Here is a 19,072-nt window from a genome sequence, read left to right as displayed (position 1 = left end):
TGCCCCCAGGGCTGCGACGACGCCGAGGAGACTGTAGAGGGCGACGGTGAACCAGAGCTGGCTGCCGATGTCCCTCGCGATCCAACCGATATTGCGCTTCATTCCAGCCCCGACCCCACCAGACGCGCATGCCCGGTCCCTGCCCCCTAACGTCGGGCGGGGCCCACCCGTTCCCGGACCTTGCGCACGGCGCCAGTGCAGGCTTCAATCTCGCGGGGGGAATGATCATGAATTTCAGATGCGGGATGCTCTCTGCGGCGGTTCTGGCGCTAACATCGGCCACTGGACCGGCGCATGCCGATCGCTGTGACGATCTGGCCAGGCAGCTCAAGAACCAGATCGACGGGCTGGGTATCGGACGGACCACGGCCAATGTGATCTATCTCTCTCATCCCGCCGCGAAGCAGCTGCGGCTCGGCTGCACCAGCCGCTCGGTGACCAATGAGTTGTTCGCGCAATCGCCGACGCGAAAACCCGCGCCGGCTTTCACCGAACTCGTCGCCAGCGCAGGTGCGGTCGTCTTCACCATTCCGAAGCAGGACACGCTGCGCGGCTCGCAGCGCTGCCTGAGCCGGATGGGGCTGCTGCGCGGTAACGACATCAAGATGCGTTTCCGCCGGCTGGATTTTCGCTGCACGCGCGACAAGACCAGCGCCGCGATTTCGATGTCACGCGGGCGAGACGAGTAATCCGCTGTCGCGCGAAAGTTAGCTCCCGGAAGGCGATAAACGCTCTAGAACCATGCAATAATTGTCATTCGATTGAATGATAGAGAAACGCGACGACCTGTCGCAGATGATCGCGCGTCCCTGCAATTACAGGCAATTCGATCACGCGCGGCAAAATAGATTGCATTGTTCGTTTCCTGCTCATGGCTTTGCAACAGGTGTGAGTCAGAAAGCTTCCGTTGCATTCTTCGACAATAAAACAATCCATTTTTTTGACGGCGTAAAATGTTTGAGCATGAAGATTTGAACCAGCGGAAGCTGGACGCATTGGAAGCCTCATACGCGATCATCGAATTCGGGATCGATGGAACGATTATCAGGGCGAACGCGCTCTTCCAGGATCTGATGGGCTATTCCGAGGCCGAATTGATCGGGCGAAGCCATGCGATGTTTGTGCCGCGGCGCGACACCAAGATGGCGGCCTACCGGTTTCATTGGGAGCGGCTGGCGCGCGGCGAAACGATTTCGGGCGAGTTCAGGCGCGTCAAGAAATCCGGCGAGATATGCTGGATCCATGGCAGCTATTCCCCGGTACGCGATGCGAACGGCAAAACCGAGCGCGTCCTCAAGGTCGCTTCCAATGTTACCTGGAAGAAGCGCCGCGACGCGGATTTTGCCGGGCAGATCGCGGCCATCCGGGCTTCACAGGCGGTGGTCGAGTTCGATTGCGACGGCAACATCCTTTATGCGAACCGCAACTATCAGAATCTGACGGGCTATTCGATCAGCGAGTTGAAGGGCACACCTCATTCACGGCTGTGTCCGCCGCACATGACAGCAACGCCGGATTATCGCATGTTCTGGGACAGCCTGCGCAGTGGATCGTCCGCCTCCCTGCTGTGCGAACGGATCGGCGCATCCGGGCAAACCATCTGGATGCTCGCCAGCTACAATCCCGTGCGAGATGAGAATGGTGGCGTAAAGAAGATCGTCAAATTCGCGATCGATCAGACTGAAGCGGTGCTGGATCATCAACGCGTCCGCTATATGTCGCAGCATGACCCACTCACCCATCTCTACAACCGTACGGGCTTCGACGGCCTGATCGAAGAAGCACTGGCAAGCGCGAGCACAGGAAAACGCCCCGCGCTTCTGCTGATAGACCTCGACGGCTTCAAGCAGATCAACGATACCTATGGTCACGCGGCCGGCGACGCCTGCCTCGTGACAGTGGCCAGCCGGCTGATGCGCAAGGCGCAGCACGCGCTTGGCCTTGCGCGCCTGGGCGGTGACGAATTCGCGGTCGTATTCGAGGCAGGTCACACACAGGAAGCCATCGAAGCGACAGCGCAAGACATCATCACCGAGGTGATGATCCCGTTCGACTGGCAAGGCTCGCTTGTTCGCCCCGGGGCCAGTATCGGAATCGCCACCGGCGGCACGACTGCGAGCGAAATCATGCGACAGGCCGATCTCGCCTTGTACAAAGCCAAGGGCGCAGGACGCGGGCAATTCCGTGTCTACTCTGTCGAGAACGAGACTCCCGAACAGGAGCTTCCACTCGTCGGCGGCGCCAGCCTGGCTCCGCACGACATGGCCGACCTCGGCGCGGTCCCGACCACACGACAGCGCACGCCCTTATCGTCGGCATCCTGAACACTGTCCGGACCCGATCCGACACTCACTTCGACCTTCGTCAGATCGCGGCATTTATCGTGAAATCGAGCGAAGCGGTTGGGACATTATTTATCAACACGGCGGGCTGCACGCGATTGCTGCAAATTGTACGGATCGTTTCAACCTTCGTTGCCGGCCATTACCGATAATAGCCGGATCGTTTCGTCAGGATGGAATTCAGATGAGTATTTCGAGCATCTCGACCCCACCAGCCACCCCTGTCCAGCCGATCGAGCCGCGCTCGGCCAATATCAGGAAGCAGGACGCCGACGAGCGCAATCCGCCGCCGCCTCCGCGCCCGCCGCTTCCGCCGGGCCAAGGCACGCGGATCGATCAATATGTGTGATCCGATTGTAGGTGGGCAAGCGAAGCGTGCGCATCCTGATATGCACGGACTCGACGGTGGCCGCGCTTCGCTTTGTCCACCCTACATTCCCTTGTCGAGTGCTTTGTAGCGTCGGAAGATTCCCTGCTCGTTGAACGGAATGCGGCGATCGCTGGCGAGATAGGCTTCAATATTCGGCCGCCCGGCGACGCGATCGTGTAGGCCGATCAACCCTGGAATCTCGCGCTCGAATTTCTTCATCCGTTTCGGGAAGGCATAGCGCAGGCCTTCGACGATCTGGAACAGCGAGAGATCGACATAGGTCATCTTGCGCCCGGTGATATAGGCGCCGTCGCTCGCTTTCAGCAGCTTCTCGAAATAGCCGAGAAATTTGGGTACGCGCTCGTTCCAGAACTCCCTGGTGCGCAGCTTCGCCGCTCCCTTCTGATCCTCGTAGTAAAGCGACACACCGATCGGATGGTGGGTGTCATGCACTTCCATCACGAAGTCGGCGATGGTGAGTTGCAGATCGTTGAGCTTCAGCCGCGCAGCTTCTGTCTTGGGTGCGAGACCATGGCGGGCGCCGAGATAGAACAGGATGTTAGCGGTCTGGCCGATCACCATCGCGCCGGCCTTGAGGAATGGCGGCGCGAACGGCGGAAGCCCTTTTTTCGCCTCCAGCATCTTCGTCATCGCGCCCATGCCGGCCTTGCCGCGGACGACGTCCACATAGTTTGCGCCCGCCTCCTCCAGCGCAAGCCGCACATATTCACCGCGGCCCTGGATCATCGGCCAGTAATAGAGCTCATAGCGCATGCCGGAACCTCTTCTCGCGTTCTTGAGCTGGGTTAACGGATTACCGACCAATTCGTTCTGCGCGGTAGCCCAACGTCGCCCACCCCCGGCGAGTGAAACTGATAACCCGGCTTCAACCCTCTTCGGTGAAGCCCGACCAATCCAGGCGGATAAAAGAACCGGCACACAACCGATAAAGACTCTCCTGCGTAGCATGATACGCAGGAGAGCATTTCATGCCGGATCAGATCATTTTCGCCATCCATCACATCCTCGTTCTGCTCGCGGGATCGATCTGCCTGTTCGGCACCTGGGTCGGCATGCGCCACTTTGCCCGCGCTCGTGCGACACAGGGATCGACGCGGCTGGGATGGCTGTTCATGGCGTCGGTCGGCACCGGTGCTGCACTGTGGGCGTCGACCTATATTTCGATCCTCGCGCTCGATCCGCAGCTCAATAGCGGCTTTGATCTCGTTCCGGTGGCGGTGACCCTCGCGATCTCGATCTTGTCCTGTCTGGTCGGCTTCGAGATCGGCAGCCGGCATTTCACGCTGGCGCCTGAGGTCGGTGGCAGCATCATGGGCGTTGGCATTCTGCTGATGCACTATATCGGCGTCGATGCCTGGCATTTCAGCGGCACCACGCAATGGAGCGGTTACGGGATCGGCCTGATCCTGGTGCTTGGCCTCGGCCTGTCCGCATTGTCGGTCAATCGCGCCAACCGTCCGGTCACGCGCTGGTGCCGGCATGGCGCGGCGATCGTGCTGGCCTTCATGATCTGCACCATGCATTACGCCTTGACGGTGTCTTCGAATGTCGTCGCCGAACCATCGATGGCCATGGCACCGGAGCTGGTACCGGCGAAAATGCTCGGCGCCGGGGTCGTGCTCGCAGTGCTGTTGGTGATGGGCAGCGGCTTTTCCTCATATGTGATTGATCTTCGCACCCGGACGGAGTCCGCCGAGCGCATTCATCAGCTGTCGTTCAACGACAGCATGACCGGCCTGCCCAACCGCATCGCCTTCAACGAGCGTCTCGCTTTCTGGGCCTCGGAATCCCACGAACGCGGGCATAGACTGGCGGCGCTGACGATCAATATCGACGGCTTCAAGGACATCAACGATCTCTATGGCCACAGCGCCGGCGATCTGCTGCTGATCGAGGCGGCAACGCGGATGCGTCAAGTGATCGGCACCGACGAATTCCTGGCTCGGCAGAGTGGCGACGAGTTTCTGGCTCTGCAGATGTCCGGCGGCCAGCCGGCAGACGCGCAGCGCTTCGCAGAGCGCATCGCGGCCGCTCTTGCCGCCCCTTTCCTGATCCACGACCAGAGGATCGCACTCACGACAGCGATTGGCTATTCGATATTCCCCACCGATACGCCCGAGCGCGATCATCTGCTGGGCAATGCCAAGCTGGCGATGGATGCCGGCAAAGCGAAGCAACGCGGCGCCATCTGCGCCTATCATCGCGAAATGGGCGATGCCGCCCGCGCCCGCCGTGCGCTCATGCGCGATATACAGACCGCCACCGCCAATGGCGAACTCGAACTGCACTATCAATTGCAGACCACACTCTCCGATGGCGCCATCTGCGGCTCCGAGGCGCTGATGCGCTGGAATCATCCGAAGCTCGGGCGCATTTCACCAGCTGATTTCATCCCGCTCGCCGAAGAGAGCGGCGCCATTCTCGATATGGGCGAATGGGCGCTGCGCACGGCGTGCCGCGATGCCGCAGAGGGACGTCTGCCCGGCACGATCGCCGTCAATCTGTCGCCTGTGCAATTCGGTCGCGCCGATCTCGCCGAAACGATCCATGCCATTCTGCTGGAAACCGGCCTGTCGCCGCGCCGCCTCGAAATCGAGGTGACGGAATCCACCCTGATGTCGGATCAGGTTCGCGGGCTGCACATCCTCCGCAAGCTCAAGGCGATGGGCATCTCGGTCGCCATGGATGATTTCGGCACCGGTTATTCGTCGCTCGGCACGTTGCACGCATTCCCGTTCGACAAGATCAAGCTCGACCAGTCTTTCGTCCGCCGCATTCCCGACGACGCCACCGCCTGCGCCATTGTCCGCACGGTACTTGCGCTCGGGCACAGTTTGAAAATCCCGGTGCTCGCCGAAGGCATCGAAACCTCGGTGCAATGGCATTTCCTGCTCGGCGAAGGCTGCGACAAGGGCCAGGGTTACCTATTCGCCCGTCCGGTGCCGATGGCGCAGATCCCGGAAACAATCACCATGGCAACGGCTATGGCGCAGGCGGAAGCCCGAAACCCTGCCGACATCGAAATGAGGTCGATTGCGGCTGCATAGGCTGCAAAGTCCGACCGCCAACCACATCATCGTCCTTGCTGCTTCCAAAACAAAAGCGCCGCGGGTTGCCCCGCGGCGCTTGCATTATTCGGATTGAGCGGGCGTTACGCCTGCTGGATCGCCGACACTTCCCAGTTGCCGCCATTGGTGCGGATGAAGGTCCACACTTCGGTGGCTTCGGTCGGGGTTTCGCTACCGGCAACGAGGCGATTGGTGCCACGCTCCAGGGTCTTGTCGACCAGCGAGAAGCGCATCGCCACGCTGGCATATTCGTCGTTGCCTTCGCGCCAGGCTTCCGCGAGGTCACCCTGCAGGAGCTTCACGTCCGACACCTTGTTGATGTCGTTGGCAGCCTTGTTCTCCGCGAGATCCTTCGCGAAATACGAGGTCATTTCCGGCGTCGCCAGCTTGCCGAGCGCATCGGTGTCCTCGTTCGACCAGGCGGCCTGGACTTCACCGAGCAGGCGCTCGAAGTCCTCATAGTCCTTCGGGCCGATTTCGACCGGACGCTCGTCCTGACGCGAGGCACCGAAACCGAAGCCGCCGAGCGCGCTGCGCGGGGCAGCCTGCGGAGCTTCCTGGGGCTGCGCGCCATAGGCGTGGTTGGTCTGCGCGGTCTGGTTCGCATCCGGGCCGTTGCCGGCGCCATACTGCTGCGAGCCCGACGGACCGGCATAGGCCGACGCGGTCTGGCCCTGGTTGCGGCGCTGCCACCACTTCATGGCCAGGCGGACGACGATGACGATCAGCGCCACCTGAACCAGCAGGCCAATGATCGACATCATGCTGCCGAGGCCGCTGAGGAAGCCGCCGCCGAACAGCATGCCGAGCAGACCGGCGCCGAGGAAGCCGGCGGCGAGGCCACCAAGCATGCCCATGCCCGGACGGTTGAAGAAGCCACCCTTGGCGGCAGCACCTGCAGCGGCAGGGCCGGCCATGCCGGGCGCGCCCGGCTGCTGCATGGTGCGGTTCATCGGCTGCGCCGCATTCGGCGCAGTGGCGGTGCCCGGCGTGGGCGCGAAGGTCTTGGAGCCGCGCGAACCCATGCTGCCGCCCTTGCCGCCCGGACGCGCATCGACAGCCGTGGAGACGGCCATCGCGAGCGGCATCGCCAGCGACAGGACAACGGCGAGCGTCTTGATCGCGCCGCGCATGCTGAACGTGAAAGTCATATCTTTTCCCTCAATCCCCGGCAGGGGGAAATCGCCCCTAAGATGGCGATGCCGCAGGAAAAAGGAAGCGCGCTTCACGCCGCATGGCTGCGGCCCTCGGTCGCGGGTTTAGGGCTGTTCTAAAGCGTGGAACGCTGGAAATTCAACGACTTATACTGCGTCGCAACGGAACAGACGACGATGCCGGACATCAGTCCGGCGCCATCGTTTCCTTCACCTTCTCGATCAGCGCACTGAGCGCGAAAGGTTTCGGCAGGAACGCAAACTGCTGATTCTCCGGCAGGCTCTTCTCGAACGCTTCTTCGGCATAGCCGGACACGAAGATGATTTTCAGCTCCGCATTGCGCGCGCGCATTTCCTTGAGCAACGTCGGACCGTCCATTTCGGGCATCACCACGTCGGATACGACGAGGTCGATGGCGCCGCCTTGCTCCTCGAACATTTCCAGCGCTTCCACGCCGTTGGAAGCCTCGACCACCGTATAACCCCGAGAACGCAGGCCGCGGGCATTGAGGCTGCGCAGCCCTTCCTCGTCCTCCACCAGCAGGATCGTGCCCTGCCCGGTAAGGTCAGCCTTCGGCTTGGCTGCTTCCTTCGCGGCGATAGCAGCCGCGATGGCCGGATCGGGCGCTGCTTCCTTGTCCTGGTGATGGCGCGGCAAGAAGATGCGGAAGGTGGTGCCCTGCCCTTCCTTCGAGTCCACATAGACGAAGCCGCCGGTCTGCTTGACGATGCCGTACACGGTGGAGAGGCCGAGACCGGTGCCCTTGCCGACATCCTTGGTCGAGAAGAACGGCTCGAAAATCTTCTCGACGATCTCGGCGGGAATACCGGTGCCGGTATCGGTGACCGCGATCTCCACATAGTCGGCCGCCGGCATGCCCTTGTAAGCGAGCCTCTCGGCTTGTTCGGTCGAGATATTGCCGGTGCGTACTGTCAGCGAACCGCCATCGGGCATCGCGTCGCGGGCATTGACCGTGAGATTTACGATCACCTGCTCGAACTGCGAAATGTCCACCTTCACCGGCCACAGATCGCGGCCGTGAATCACTTCGAGCTTCACTTTCTCGCCGATCAAACGCTTCAACAGCAGATCGATGTCCGACAGCGCATCGCCGAGATTGAGCACGGTCGGACGCAGCGTCTGGCGGCGCGAGAAGGCGAGCAGCTGGCGCACGAGTGTCGCCGCGCGCGTCGCGTTCTGCTTGATCTGCATGATGTCCTGGAACGACGGATCGGTCGGCTTGTGCGCGTTCAGCAGGAAGTCATTGGCCATCATGATGGCCGAGAGCACGTTGTTGAAGTCATGCGCGATGCCGCCGGCCAGCTGGCCGATGGTGTCCATCTTCTGCGCCTGGTTGACCTGGTTCTCCAGCGCGCGGCGCTCGGTGGTCTCCAGCATATAGACGATGGCGGCTTCGGTTTCGCGTTCTTCTTCCTGCACGGCGGTGACGAAGAACTGCCCCCAACGCTCCTTGGCGCCGGCGAGCTGCAATTCCACCGGTGCGATATCGCCCTGTCCCTGTGCGGCCTGACCGATGGGCGCGAGCAGCTGCGCGCGGTCGCGTTCGTTCAACGCGGCGAGGATGGACTTGTTGACATTGCCATTGTCGCTCAGCGTCTGCGCCAGCTTGGCAAAGCGCGCATTGCCGCGCACCACGGCGCCGCCGAGATCGACGGTCGCAATGGCCATCGGCGTGTGATCGAAGAAGCGCATGAAGCGCACTTCGGCCGCCCGCTGCGGATCGGAGCGCTCGTCGCGGGCGCGGCTGATCACCAGCGTGCGCGACGCGCCCGGGACGCCGTCGGCGCCAAAAGCGAGCTTGTGATAGAGACGCACCGGCACGGCCTTGCCGCCGCGCTGTTTGAGATCGATGTCGAAGACCTCGGTTTTCACTTCACCGGGGATCGGCACGATGGAGGTCAGCAGCGAGGCGCCATCGCCGGACACGATGTCCGACAACTTCAGGCCACCGGAACCGATCTCGGCGAGATCGTGATCGAGCAGGTTCGCGAGCGTCGCGTTGACATAGACAAGCTCGCCCTTCGGATTGACGGAGAAGAAACCGCACGGCGCGTGATCGAGATATTCGATCGCATGCTGCAGCTCCTGGAACACGTCCTCCTGTCGCTGGCGGTCGCGCGAGATGTCGGCCACCGACCACACGGTGGATTTCGCCTCGCGCTTGCCGGTGCCGAGCGGGCGCACACGCATGCGCAGCCAGCGGCCATGGGAGCCATCGGCAACTGTGACACGCACTTCTTCCTGCTGGCGCTTGCCCTCGCGCGCCGCCTTGAGCAGCCGGAACACTGCTTCGGACACATCGGGATTGCCGATGAAGACGCGCTCGACAGGCCGCGCCTCCTGCACTGAAGCTGCGCCGGTCAGGGTGAGATAGGCGGCATTCGCATAAACCACGTGGCCATGGGCATCGGTGACCGCGATACCATCGAAGGCACCATTAGTGACCGCGCGCATGATCGGATCTTCGGCCGTACGATCGCCGAAACGCATGATACCGGCGGCAAATGCGAACAGCATGAACAGGCCGACCATCGCCAGCAGCGCCAGCAAGGCGAGAATGTAAGGCTGCGCCTGGGCACGGCCCAGCGTCATGAAGGCAACGGCGCAGGCGACGATCGCTGCCGCGATCAGCAGGACAAGGATGATGCTGCCGCTGCGGCGCACGGGCTCCTGGGAGGCCTTGGTCTCCGCCAGCGAGATCTGGCCATCGTGGTCGGTCTCGGCACTCATCGGACGGGGTGTCGCCTATCTATCGTGGTTGCAGCGCGCTCGCGCGCGCCTCCTGAGTGCCCCAACCCGCCGGGGCCGCGCAAGCGGTTCCACCGCTCTTTTGCGTCCAATCGGCCGATTTGCACCATGTTCCAATCTTCTCCGGGCATCATGCCGGGCGCCCGGACAGGCCGCGCTTGAGGCCCATGACGTAACCGATCACTTCGGCCACTGCCTGATAGTGGTCGGACGGGATTTCCTGATCGATCTCCACGGTCGCATAGAGCGCCCGCGCCAGTGGGACATTCTCGACGATCGGGATGTCGTGTTTGCCGGCGACTTCCCTGATCTTCAACGCGATCGCGTCCATGCCCTTGGCAACGCAGATCGGCGCCTGCATGCCGCGCTCATATTTCAGCGCCACCGAATAGTGGGTCGGGTTGGTGATGATCACCGACGCCTGCGGCACGGCAGACATCATGCGCTTTTTCATGTTCTGCTGGCGCAGCTGCTTGATCTTGCCCTTGATATGCGGGTCGCCTTCGGACTGCTTGAACTCCTCCTTCACCTCCTGCAGCGACATCTTCAGTTTCTCGAACCATGTCCGGTACTGAAAGAAGAAGTCGGCCACCGCGACGAAGGCCAGCAATGCGAGAACGGCGCCGAGCAACTTCAGCGTCAGGCTCATCGAAATGCCGAGGATCGCGCTCGGATCGATGCGCACCATGGAATCGAGACGAAAGCGCTCGGGCCACAGTACCAGGCACATCACCGTGCCGACGACGACGAGCTTGAACAGGCCCTTGAGGAAGTTCGCCAGCGCCTGCTTGCCGAACAGGCGCTTGGCACCTTCCATCGGCGAAAGCTTGCTGAATTTTGGCGTCAGACCTTCGGTCGAGAACACCAGCCGGTGCTGCATCAGATTGCCGGCGAGCACCGCCATGATGAGAAACAGAAACGGCAGCCCCAGCGTGGACAGCAGCGAAAAACAGAGTTCTTTTGTCAGTTCGATGAGCCCCGGCCCATCGGTGCGCATCATCCACGAATTCTGCAGCAGGTTCTTCATCGGCGTCAGAAGGCCGGTGCCGATCGATCCGTGAAATGACGACAGCACGAGCGTGCCGCCGGCCAGCAGGAACCAGGTATTGACCTCCTGGCTCTTGGCGACATTGCCGCGTTGGTGGGCGTCGTCGAGCTTCTTCTGTGTGGGATCGTGTGTTTTCTCGTTCTCGCTGTCCTCGGACACAGGCGCCCTCCTATGTCCGCGGCATCATCTGGTGCATCACACCAGCGAAGTAATCCATGTAGGTGCCCATCATCGCCGACAGCACCAGCGCAAAGATCAGGAAGCCGATCATGATCGAGAGCGGCACACCGACGAAATAGACCTGCATCTGCGGCATCAGGCGCGCCAGCACGCCGAGCCCCATATTGAAGACAAGGCCGAAGACCAGGAACGGCGCCGCCAGCTGGATGCCGACCTTGAAGGCGGTCGTGAAGGCATCCGTCGCGAGCTTCGCGACATCGCCGGTCGGCAGGATCTCTCCCGGCGAAAAAATCTTGTAGCTGTCGTTGAGCGCGGCGATCACAAGATGATGCGTGTCCGTGGTGAAGATCAGCGTCATGCCGAGCAGATTGAGAAAATTGCCGATCAGGACGCCCTGTTGGCCCTGGGTCGGATCCACCGAAGTGACGAAACCGAGGCCAAGCTGCTGAGCGATGACCGAGCCGGCCACCGACAGCGCCGAAATCGTCACCCGTGCTGTGGCACCGAGCACGATGCCGATGACGATCTCGCGCAGCAGCAGCACCAGCATCGGCGCCATCGAGGTCATGTCGACATTATAGGCGGGGCGATGCGCCGGCAGCAGGATCAGCGTCAGCGCCAGAGCGATCGACAGCTTGATGCGCATCGGGATGTTGCTCTCGCCGAATCCGGGCAGCAGCATCACCATCGCGCCGATGCGGGCGAACACCAGCATGAAGGCGGCGGCGAGAGCCGGCAGGAGCGAGACGTCGATGCGCATGAGGGCTGTGTATCACCCCCCGATGATTCGCGACGATATCCGCATCATGTAGCCCGACAGCACGTCTCCCATGAAAGGCAGCGTCAGCACCATGGTGGCAAAGACCGCAAGGATCTTCGGAACGAAGACCAGCGACTGCTCCTGCACCTGGGTCAGGGCCTGCACCAGCGAGATCACGACACCAACGAGGAGACCGACCACCATCAGAGGCCCGGAAACCAGCACGATGGTCCAGATCGCATCACGGGCGACGTCGAGAGTTTCGGGGCCGGTCATAGGGCGGTTCCTAATTCGTGTTACACGCCGTCATTGCGACGAGCGAGGCGACGAAGCAATCCAGAGCCAGAAAGAAAGAACTGGATTGCTTCGCTCCGCTCGCAATGACGCTGAGGGGGCAGCGCGCCGCGACTAGATCTGCATCTTCAGAATGTCTTCGTAGGACTGGATGACACGGTCACGCACCGACACCAGCGTCGAGACGGCAACGTCGGTCTCGGCCACCGCGGTGACGACATCCATGACATTCGCCTTGCCATTCGCCATGGCGACGGTCTGCGCGTCCGACTTGCGGCCTGCGTCCAGCACGCTGCCAAGCGCTTCCTTGAGCACGGCGCCGAAGGACGGACCGACGCCGCCTTCCGCACTCTTGTTGAGACCACCGACACCACCCGCGCTGTCCATGATACGGGCAAGGCTTGCATAGGCGTTCGCGGCGACGTTCGGGGCTGCCATGGTGAGTGTCCTGTTCAGGCCTTGAGGATATCGAGGGTGCGCTGGATCATCCGGCGGGTGGCGCTGATGATGTTGAGATTGGCTTCATAGGAGCGCTGCGCCTCCTTCATGTCGCTCATCTCGACCAGTGAATTGACGTTCGGCACCTTGACGTTGCCGGCTGCGTCAGCGCCGGGATTGCCGGGCTCGTAGCGCGTCGGAAAGGTCGACATATCGGGGCGGACGCGGCCCAGGCCGACGGTGCGCGCATCCAGGGTCCGATCGAGCTCAGACGTGAAGGTCGGCACCTTGCGGCGATAGGGATCGCCGCCCGGCGTCTGCGCGGTGGACTGCGCATTGGCGATGTTTTCCGAGATGATGCGCATGCGACCGGCCTGAGCACGCAGGCCCGAGGTCGCGATTCCCATCGATCTGGCGAAGTCACTGCTGTTGTCGCTCATGTGCCTATCCCCTCAGCTTCAAGGCTCAACGCTTGCCGATGGCGGTCTTCAGGAGACCGAGACTGCGGCTGTAGAGCGAGCTGGCCGCAGCAAAATCCATCTGGTTGGCGGACACCTTCAGCATCTCGTCTTCCAGATTGACCGCATTGCCTGCCGGGCGTGTCTCGTAGCCGACACGGCCGTTCTGATCGAAGGTGGCCACGGCGCCCGACGGCGTGAGATTGACGCCCTGGGCGCGCATCATGGGCAGCGTCCCCATGGCGCCGCCGGCAGCAGGTCCACCGGCTTTGTCGAATTTCGGCTCTACCAGATCGCGCGGCCGGAACCTGGGCGTGTCGGAATTGGCGACATTCTCCGCCAGCACACGCTGCCGTTCCTGATGCCACTGCATCTTGGTGCGCAACACCGACAACATCGGCATGTCGCTGATCGCCATCGGACGTCTCCGCTGCGCCCGGACACCTTGCCCGAAGCTAGGCAGAATTTGCCGGTTGCATGGTTAACAAGCAGTTAACTTCTGGCGCAGATGGTTACCGAAACGTGAAGCAATCCCTGAAAATGCGGGATTATTACGCTTCGCATCGCTTTTTCGCCCGAATTGCCCGATTAACCACAAAGCTTAGCCAGGCGACGGGGCGGCTAGAAGTCGTTTTGGCTGCGGCGATTCATAGTTTATTATTAACCATCGGCAGTTTCTGCCGGGGGCGTTAACAGACGGGGCGCGATTTCCGCGTTGTCCGGTCTTGATCGATTGGAGAATCGACAGGCATCGGACGCGTGAGTGGAACCAGCGGCCGTTTGTCTGGGGATTTTGGGATGCAACAACCGGTCACTTTCATTCTTGCCTTCGTCTTCGTGCTGGCACTGATCGGCCTCGCGGCTTGGCTGGTGCGCCGGTTCGGCGGCAATCGACTTGGGGCCAATTCCGCCCGTGGCCGGATGCCGCGCCTCGCCGTGATCGATGCCGCTGCCGTCGATGGCCGCCGTCGCCTCGTTCTGGTCCGCCGCGACAATGTTGAACATCTCATCATGATCGGCGGCCCCTCCGACATCGTGGTCGAACCCAACATCGTGCGTGCGGCGTCCGGCCGCGAGCGCGACCCGGCGCCCCAGCGCGAAACCTCGCGCAGTCCGTCTTTCGCCGACACCCCGAGCTGGACGCCGCCGGAGCCCGTCGAGCTCCCCGAACCGGACATCGCGCCAGAGCCGGTGCCGCCGGCCCGCCCTGCCCGCCCGTCCTTCAGCGAAGAGCCCCGCCGCCCCGCTGCTGTGCTGCCGGAGCGCCGTCCGGAACCGACCATCACTGCCGTCACGCCCGAACCGCCGGCACGCCCGGAGCCTGCCCCCACTCTCGCGCCGGTGCGCGACCCCGCGCCACTCCGTGCCGCCCGTCCGGATAGCCTGCGCTCCGAAATGCCGCGCAGCGAGCCGATGATGCCGCGCCCGATGCGCGCCGATCCGCCGATCCGCACGATGCCGCCGACTCGTCCGCTCGAGCGCGCCAATATCTCGGCTGCGCCGATCCCTGCCGCCGCTGCCAAGCCGGAAGCGCCCGCCGTGGTGCCGCCTGCCGCCGCTCCGGCAGTCGCTTCAACGACGCCCTCGACACCGGCTGCGATTTCAGCCGCCGACCAGAATCTCGCCGACATGGCCCAGCGGCTCGAAGCCGCGCTGCGCCGCCCGTCGGCCGAGCCGGCCCGCCCGGAAGCCCCGGAACCTCGCATCGGCGCGCCATCGGTCGCCCCCGATGCGCCGGCCGCCGCGCGCCCCCGTGCGCCGGAAATCTCGATCGCGAGTGCGAGCCGCACCGAGGCGCCGGCGGTCACGCCGCCGACCAAGTCGGGTTTCGAGAATCTCGAAGACGAAATGGCGTCCCTGCTGGGACGGCCGAAGTCGTCTTCGTGAGACCGGCCAACCTTCCGCGTAGAGTATTTTTCACCTCCGTTCTGATCGCCGCCGGGCTCCTTGTGAGCCCGGCGATGGCGCAGGATATCAGCATCAATCTGGGCGGCGGTGGCGGTGGCGTCACCGAGCGCGCGGTGCAGATGATTGCGCTGCTGACGGTGCTGTCGATCGCGCCGTCGATCCTGATCATGATGACGTCGTTCACGCGCATCGTGGTCGTGCTGTCATTGCTGCGCACCGCGCTGGGCACCGCGACCGCGCCACCGAACACGGTGATCGTGGCGCTGGCGATGTTCCTCACCGCCTTCGTGATGGGACCGGTGCTGCAGAAGTCCTATGACGACGGCATCAAGCCGCTGATCGCCAATGACATCACCGTCGAGGAAGCGTTGGTGCGCGCGTCGGGGCCGCTGCGCACCTTCATGCAGAAGAATGTCCGCGAGAAGGACGTGAAGCTGTTCATGGACCTCTCCCGCGAGCCGCCACCGGCGACGCCTGAAGAGCTGTCGCTGCGCATCCTCGTCCCGGCGTTCATGATCTCGGAGCTGAAACGCGCCTTCGAGATCGGCTTCCTGCTGTTCCTGCCCTTCCTGATCATCGACCTCGTTGTCGCGTCGGTGCTGATGGCGATGGGCATGATGATGCTGCCGCCGGCGGTGGTGTCCCTGCCGTTCAAGCTGATCTTCTTCGTGCTGGTGGATGGCTGGTCGCTGGTCGCTGGCAGTCTGGTGCAGAGTTACGGGCAGTAGCGAGGCTCCTCCCCTACCGCCCCATCTCGATCTTGCGCACCTTAACCACCGGCCGCGTCGGCATCGATGGCAGCGAGCCGGTCGGTGCCATGTCGGCGACGCCGGGTACGGTCGCCTTGGCACTGCTTTCGGGGAAGCGCTGCTTCATCTCGCGCAGGAAGCCATCGAGCGTATCGACGGAGGCCGCCATCTTGGCGATGGCCGCGAATTCCGAGCTGTTGCCGGTCGCCGGCTTGCTCGCCGTATCGAACGCGATCTTGTCGGAGCCGGAGCTCATCAGCGGCGCGAATTTCTCGCGGAAGCGCGCGAGGCCGAGCGCATCTTCAGCCAGCGCATAGCCGACCACGGCACGAATGACATCGCTCTTCTCACTCGTCGTCAGTGGCGTGAAGTCGGTCCAGCGGTCGCCGTAATAGAGCTCGATCTGCTCGGCCGCCTCGCGCCAGCGCCGCGATGACCAGTAGATGTCGGACCGCAACCGGATGGCCTCGCGGCCAGCGACATTGGCTATGATATCGAGCGCGAGATCGCGGCGCCCGATATCGCTCTGTGCGCGCGCCTCGAGCAGCAGGCGCTGCTGGCGCAGCTCACCGGAGAGATCATTGATGCGCGTGGTGCGCATCGCGGCGATGGCGCGATCGGGCTTGCGCGCCATCAGATAGACGGTGGCAAGACGCGCGGCGACCTGCGATCGCGCAGCGCCTTCGAGACGGTGATCGACCTGATATTGCAGCAGCTCGGCAGCCTGGTCGAGCAGGTCCACTGCCACCAGGCGATCGGCCAGCCGGCGGATCATCTCGTCGCCGCGACGGCCGATCGGCGTCAGCTCGCGAAATTCATAAAACATCGCCAGCGCATCGACCGGCGGCAGCTTGTCGCCCTTCGGCGAGAGATAGACTTCGGAGAACAGCGCCTGCGCTTCATCCTGCACCTGTCGCGCAGCTTCGCTGTTGGCCTGACGTTCGGTCGCGGTGCGCGCGGCCATCAGCGCATCGTGATAGCGCCCCGCTCTGCCATACATCTGCGCGAGGATCTGCAGCGCCCGCACTTCGACACCGTCGCCGCGCCAGGTCACCGCGAGGGTCTCGAGTTCATTCAGCGCATCCTCGTCGCTGATCTCGTTGCGTTTCTGGCGCAGCACGATTTCGCGCAGCTTGGCTTCCGCCGCCGACGGACGATCGATCGAGCCGGTCACCTCGGCATATTTCGACAGCGCATCCTTCTCGCGCCCAAGCGCCTCGTCGAGCCAGCCGCTGAGCAAGGTCGCCGACGGCTTCATCTCTGTCGGGATGCCGACGACGTCCAACTCGCTGCCGCGCGCCGATGCGCCGGCATAGTCCCTCACTTCGAGCGAGGCGCGCAGCGCCATGATCAGCCCGATGCGCTGCAGATCCGGCGGCAAGGCCGCGAGGGTGAATTCCGAATTCTTGAAGCGCTCGCGGGCCTCGACCCACTTGCCTTGCTTGGCGAAGGCGAAGGCCTTCCATAATTCGGCGTCATAGCCGGGGCCGAGCGCCGGCTGGGCAATGTCCTTCAGCGTCTGCTCGGGACGATTGATCAGCGCGCTCGCCACCGCATGGATCACCAGCGCGGCTGCGCTTTCCTCACCCACCTTCATGTCGGAGATGGCGAGATCGGCAACACCCTTGGCCTCGTGATACATGCCGCGTGCCATGTAGAATTTCGCGAGATCCATGCGCGCACTGGCAATGGAGCCGGTATCGGCGGTGGCTGCCGCGTCGATCAGCTTGTCGAGGCGCTGATTGAACGGACCTTCCTTGTCGATCCGCCACTGCCCGACATCGAAGATCGGCCGCGCCACGGTCGACGCGCGCTGCGGCGCTGCATCTGCCGGTGACAGCGTGAGTCCGCCCGGCCGCGTGAGTGTGACCTTGTCGCTGGTCGTATCGACAGCAACCTCATCGGAATTCGTCTGAACGACGACGCCGTGAATCGACTCCAGCAGCGAGAACTCGACAAAGTCCTGACGTCGCATGAAACCACGCGCCGGCGGCATCGCGGTGATGACGGTCAGCATATCGCCCGCATCGGGATCGGTGATGCGGTGCTTCACGCCGGGCCGCGCGAGTTGCACCTGCACGCTGGCCTTGCTGGGATCAGCGATGTTGCGCACCGCCGACAGTGGCTGCGACTGGGTCTGCCGCGTATCGGCGAGCGTCAGCGTCCATGCCCGCCCGTCGCTGCTTGCATCATTCGTCGATAGCGAGGCGAGTTGCGGACGGTTGAGGCGGATACGCACCGCCTGCCCCTTGTCGAGCTTGATCGCCTCGGCATCGCCGACCACCGAACCGCTGTCGCGGCGGATCGCGGCGACATCGATGGGCTTCGTGGAATCGGTCACCAGCCACAGCATCTCGCCGCGGCGGAACAGCGCCACCGGCGTCGGCGCCGGGAACGCAAAATTCATGCGCACGCCTTCGCTGCTGCGCTTGATCTCGACAGGCAGGCCAGCGGCCTCGACGGGTGCTGCGGCCTGCGCCGGAGCAGGCGCCGCGGCCACGAGGGCCGCGGGGGCCGGCAGCATTTCCTTGACCGGTGCTGCAGCCACGACGGGCGCCGGAGCAACTGGTGCCGGTTCGGCCATCTTCACGGGCTCGGGCTTCGACGCCTCGGGCTTGGGCACATCCACCGTCGCAACAGGAGCGACGGCCGGCGCCTCGATCTTCTTCTCCTGCGCGATGTCACGCGCAATCGTTTCAGAGGTCGGCTGCTGGATCTCGCTCGACTTCTGCGCAGGCACAGGAGCAGCTTCGACCGGCTTTGCTTCCGGCGGCTTCTTCTCCGCGGGCGGCGTGGCCGGCACTTGCGCGAGCGGCGATGGCTTGTCCTGCTGCTGGAAGCCGATATCGACCACGTAGTTCTTCTCGTCGCGGAACGATTTCACGTCGACATCGCCGATCAGCGCAATCTCGACCGCCGTGCGATTGCCGTCCGTCGCCTGCCCGATCGAAGCGACATTGGCCGGCGCAGACAGCTTTGCATCGGCCAGATCGAAAACGAGCCCGGCGTTGAATGTCAGGGTCAGCCGCTTGTCGTCGAGCAGCGAGGACGCACCGACATTGGGCGGCGTCTCGAAGGCGAAGCGCACGAAAGTCGGTTGCACCGAGGCACGCACCCGGATCGGCGGCTTCTTCTGGCCTTCGGCGGCGGCCCGCTGCTGGCGCAGCGCGCGTTCGGCTGCGCGGGCGCGGTCGGACAGCTCTTTCACAACCTCCTGCGGCAATCCGGGCGGCGCGCCCTTCCAGCCATCAGGCAGAAGATCGATGAAGATCCGCTCCCCTGCGGTCATCGAGTTGACCGTCACGCGGCGCGACAGTGCGAGGCGAAGCGCCGTGCCATCGGGATCGCGACGGGCCGAGCCGATATAATCAGGTGCAGAATCGCCAAGGATTTCGACGGGAACGTCGACCGGGCGCTTGAAGCGGACGATGAGGACCGAGCCGGCCTGGCTCACCTCGGACTCAACATCCTCGGCGAGCTTGAGCACGATCCGCGCGTAGCCACCGGATGTG

General features: G+C 63.3%; 17 protein-coding genes. 7 read left to right on the top strand and 10 right to left on the bottom strand.

Going from position 1 to position 19,072, the window contains the following annotated elements:
- The first annotated feature begins 227 nt into the window (after window positions 1–227).
- The 3 genes from ACIQ17_RS18525 (at window position 228) to ACIQ17_RS18515 (ending at window position 2,691) form a co-directional block, all read left to right on the top strand.
- Window positions 228–689 carry a hypothetical protein gene (locus tag ACIQ17_RS18525; RefSeq protein WP_398470531.1) on the top strand — a complete coding sequence of 154 codons (462 nt, stop codon included), beginning with the start codon at window positions 228–230 and terminating at the stop codon, window positions 687–689.
- Window positions 690–953: 264 nt separating this feature from the next.
- Window positions 954–2,324 (top strand): diguanylate cyclase domain-containing protein, encoded by a 1,371-nt coding sequence (locus tag ACIQ17_RS18520; RefSeq protein WP_398470530.1) that lies wholly within the window; start codon window positions 954–956, stop codon window positions 2,322–2,324.
- A gap of 202 nt (window positions 2,325–2,526) precedes the next feature.
- Window positions 2,527–2,691 (top strand): hypothetical protein, encoded by a 165-nt coding sequence (locus ACIQ17_RS18515; RefSeq protein WP_398470529.1) that lies wholly within the window; start codon window positions 2,527–2,529, stop codon window positions 2,689–2,691.
- Between the two features lie 81 nt (window positions 2,692–2,772).
- Here ACIQ17_RS18515 and ACIQ17_RS18510 read toward each other — a convergent pair whose 3' ends face one another.
- Window positions 2,773–3,486 carry a glutathione S-transferase gene (locus tag ACIQ17_RS18510; RefSeq protein ID WP_398470528.1) on the bottom strand — a complete coding sequence of 238 codons (714 nt, stop codon included), beginning with the start codon at window positions 3,484–3,486 and terminating at the stop codon, window positions 2,773–2,775.
- 215 nt (window positions 3,487–3,701) lie between these two features.
- On the opposite strand from ACIQ17_RS18510, the gene ACIQ17_RS18505 reads away from it, so the two are divergent.
- The gene (locus ACIQ17_RS18505; protein ID WP_398470527.1) at window positions 3,702–5,780 is read left to right on the top strand and encodes a putative bifunctional diguanylate cyclase/phosphodiesterase; all 2,079 of its coding nucleotides are present in this window, start codon (window positions 3,702–3,704) and stop codon (window positions 5,778–5,780) included.
- Window positions 5,781–5,884: 104 nt separating this feature from the next.
- On the opposite strand, the gene ACIQ17_RS18500 is transcribed toward ACIQ17_RS18505, so the two are convergent.
- From ACIQ17_RS18500 to flgB, 8 genes are all read right to left on the bottom strand, one after another.
- The gene (locus ACIQ17_RS18500; protein ID WP_398470526.1) at window positions 5,885–6,952 is read right to left on the bottom strand and encodes a Tim44-like domain-containing protein; all 1,068 of its coding nucleotides are present in this window, start codon (window positions 6,950–6,952) and stop codon (window positions 5,885–5,887) included.
- A 190-nt stretch (window positions 6,953–7,142) separates the two neighbouring features.
- Window positions 7,143–9,707, bottom strand: coding sequence for a cell cycle histidine kinase CckA (gene cckA, locus ACIQ17_RS18495; RefSeq protein ID WP_398470525.1), 2,565 nt, complete (start codon window positions 9,705–9,707; stop codon window positions 7,143–7,145).
- Between the two features lie 148 nt (window positions 9,708–9,855).
- Window positions 9,856–10,932, bottom strand: a complete 1,077-nt coding sequence (gene flhB, locus ACIQ17_RS18490) for a flagellar biosynthesis protein FlhB (RefSeq protein WP_398470524.1) — start codon at window positions 10,930–10,932, stop codon at window positions 9,856–9,858.
- Between the two features lie 10 nt (window positions 10,933–10,942).
- Complete coding sequence (gene fliR, locus ACIQ17_RS18485) at window positions 10,943–11,713, bottom strand: flagellar biosynthetic protein FliR (protein ID WP_398470523.1); 771 nt, start codon at window positions 11,711–11,713, stop codon at window positions 10,943–10,945.
- 12 nt (window positions 11,714–11,725) lie between these two features.
- On the bottom strand, window positions 11,726–11,989 hold the full coding sequence (gene fliQ / locus ACIQ17_RS18480) for a flagellar biosynthesis protein FliQ (protein ID WP_398470522.1): 264 nt from the start codon (window positions 11,987–11,989) through the stop codon (window positions 11,726–11,728).
- 132 nt (window positions 11,990–12,121) lie between these two features.
- The gene (gene fliE / locus ACIQ17_RS18475; protein ID WP_398470521.1) at window positions 12,122–12,445 is read right to left on the bottom strand and encodes a flagellar hook-basal body complex protein FliE; all 324 of its coding nucleotides are present in this window, start codon (window positions 12,443–12,445) and stop codon (window positions 12,122–12,124) included.
- A 14-nt stretch (window positions 12,446–12,459) separates the two neighbouring features.
- Window positions 12,460–12,885 (bottom strand): flagellar basal body rod protein FlgC, encoded by a 426-nt coding sequence (flgC, locus tag ACIQ17_RS18470; protein WP_398470520.1) that lies wholly within the window; start codon window positions 12,883–12,885, stop codon window positions 12,460–12,462.
- Window positions 12,886–12,910: 25 nt separating this feature from the next.
- Window positions 12,911–13,321 carry a flagellar basal body rod protein FlgB gene (gene flgB / locus ACIQ17_RS18465; RefSeq protein ID WP_398470519.1) on the bottom strand — a complete coding sequence of 137 codons (411 nt, stop codon included), beginning with the start codon at window positions 13,319–13,321 and terminating at the stop codon, window positions 12,911–12,913.
- 59 nt (window positions 13,322–13,380) lie between these two features.
- Here flgB and ACIQ17_RS18460 point away from each other — a divergent pair, with 59 nt between their 5' ends.
- From ACIQ17_RS18460 to fliP, 3 genes are all read left to right on the top strand, one after another.
- Window positions 13,381–13,596, top strand: coding sequence for a hypothetical protein (locus tag ACIQ17_RS18460; RefSeq protein ID WP_398470518.1), 216 nt, complete (start codon window positions 13,381–13,383; stop codon window positions 13,594–13,596).
- Between the two features lie 105 nt (window positions 13,597–13,701).
- Window positions 13,702–14,790, top strand: a complete 1,089-nt coding sequence (locus tag ACIQ17_RS18455; RefSeq protein ID WP_398470517.1) for a flagellar biosynthetic protein FliO — start codon at window positions 13,702–13,704, stop codon at window positions 14,788–14,790.
- Window positions 14,787–15,539 carry a flagellar type III secretion system pore protein FliP gene (gene fliP, locus ACIQ17_RS18450; RefSeq protein WP_398470516.1) on the top strand — a complete coding sequence of 251 codons (753 nt, stop codon included), beginning with the start codon at window positions 14,787–14,789 and terminating at the stop codon, window positions 15,537–15,539. The genes ACIQ17_RS18455 and fliP overlap by 4 nt, the downstream gene beginning before the upstream one ends.
- A gap of 13 nt (window positions 15,540–15,552) precedes the next feature.
- On the opposite strand, the gene ACIQ17_RS18445 is transcribed toward fliP, so the two are convergent.
- On the bottom strand, window positions 15,553–19,072 hold a 3,520-nt coding region (locus ACIQ17_RS18445; RefSeq protein ID WP_398470515.1), incomplete at its 5' end, for a tetratricopeptide repeat protein.

Origin of the sequence: Tardiphaga sp., assembly GCF_044340795.1 — a bacterium.
Taxonomy (GTDB): Bacteria; Pseudomonadota; Alphaproteobacteria; order Rhizobiales; family Xanthobacteraceae; genus Tardiphaga.
Note: the sequence above shows the minus strand (reverse complement) of the source record. Positions and strands in the feature narration are given on the sequence as shown.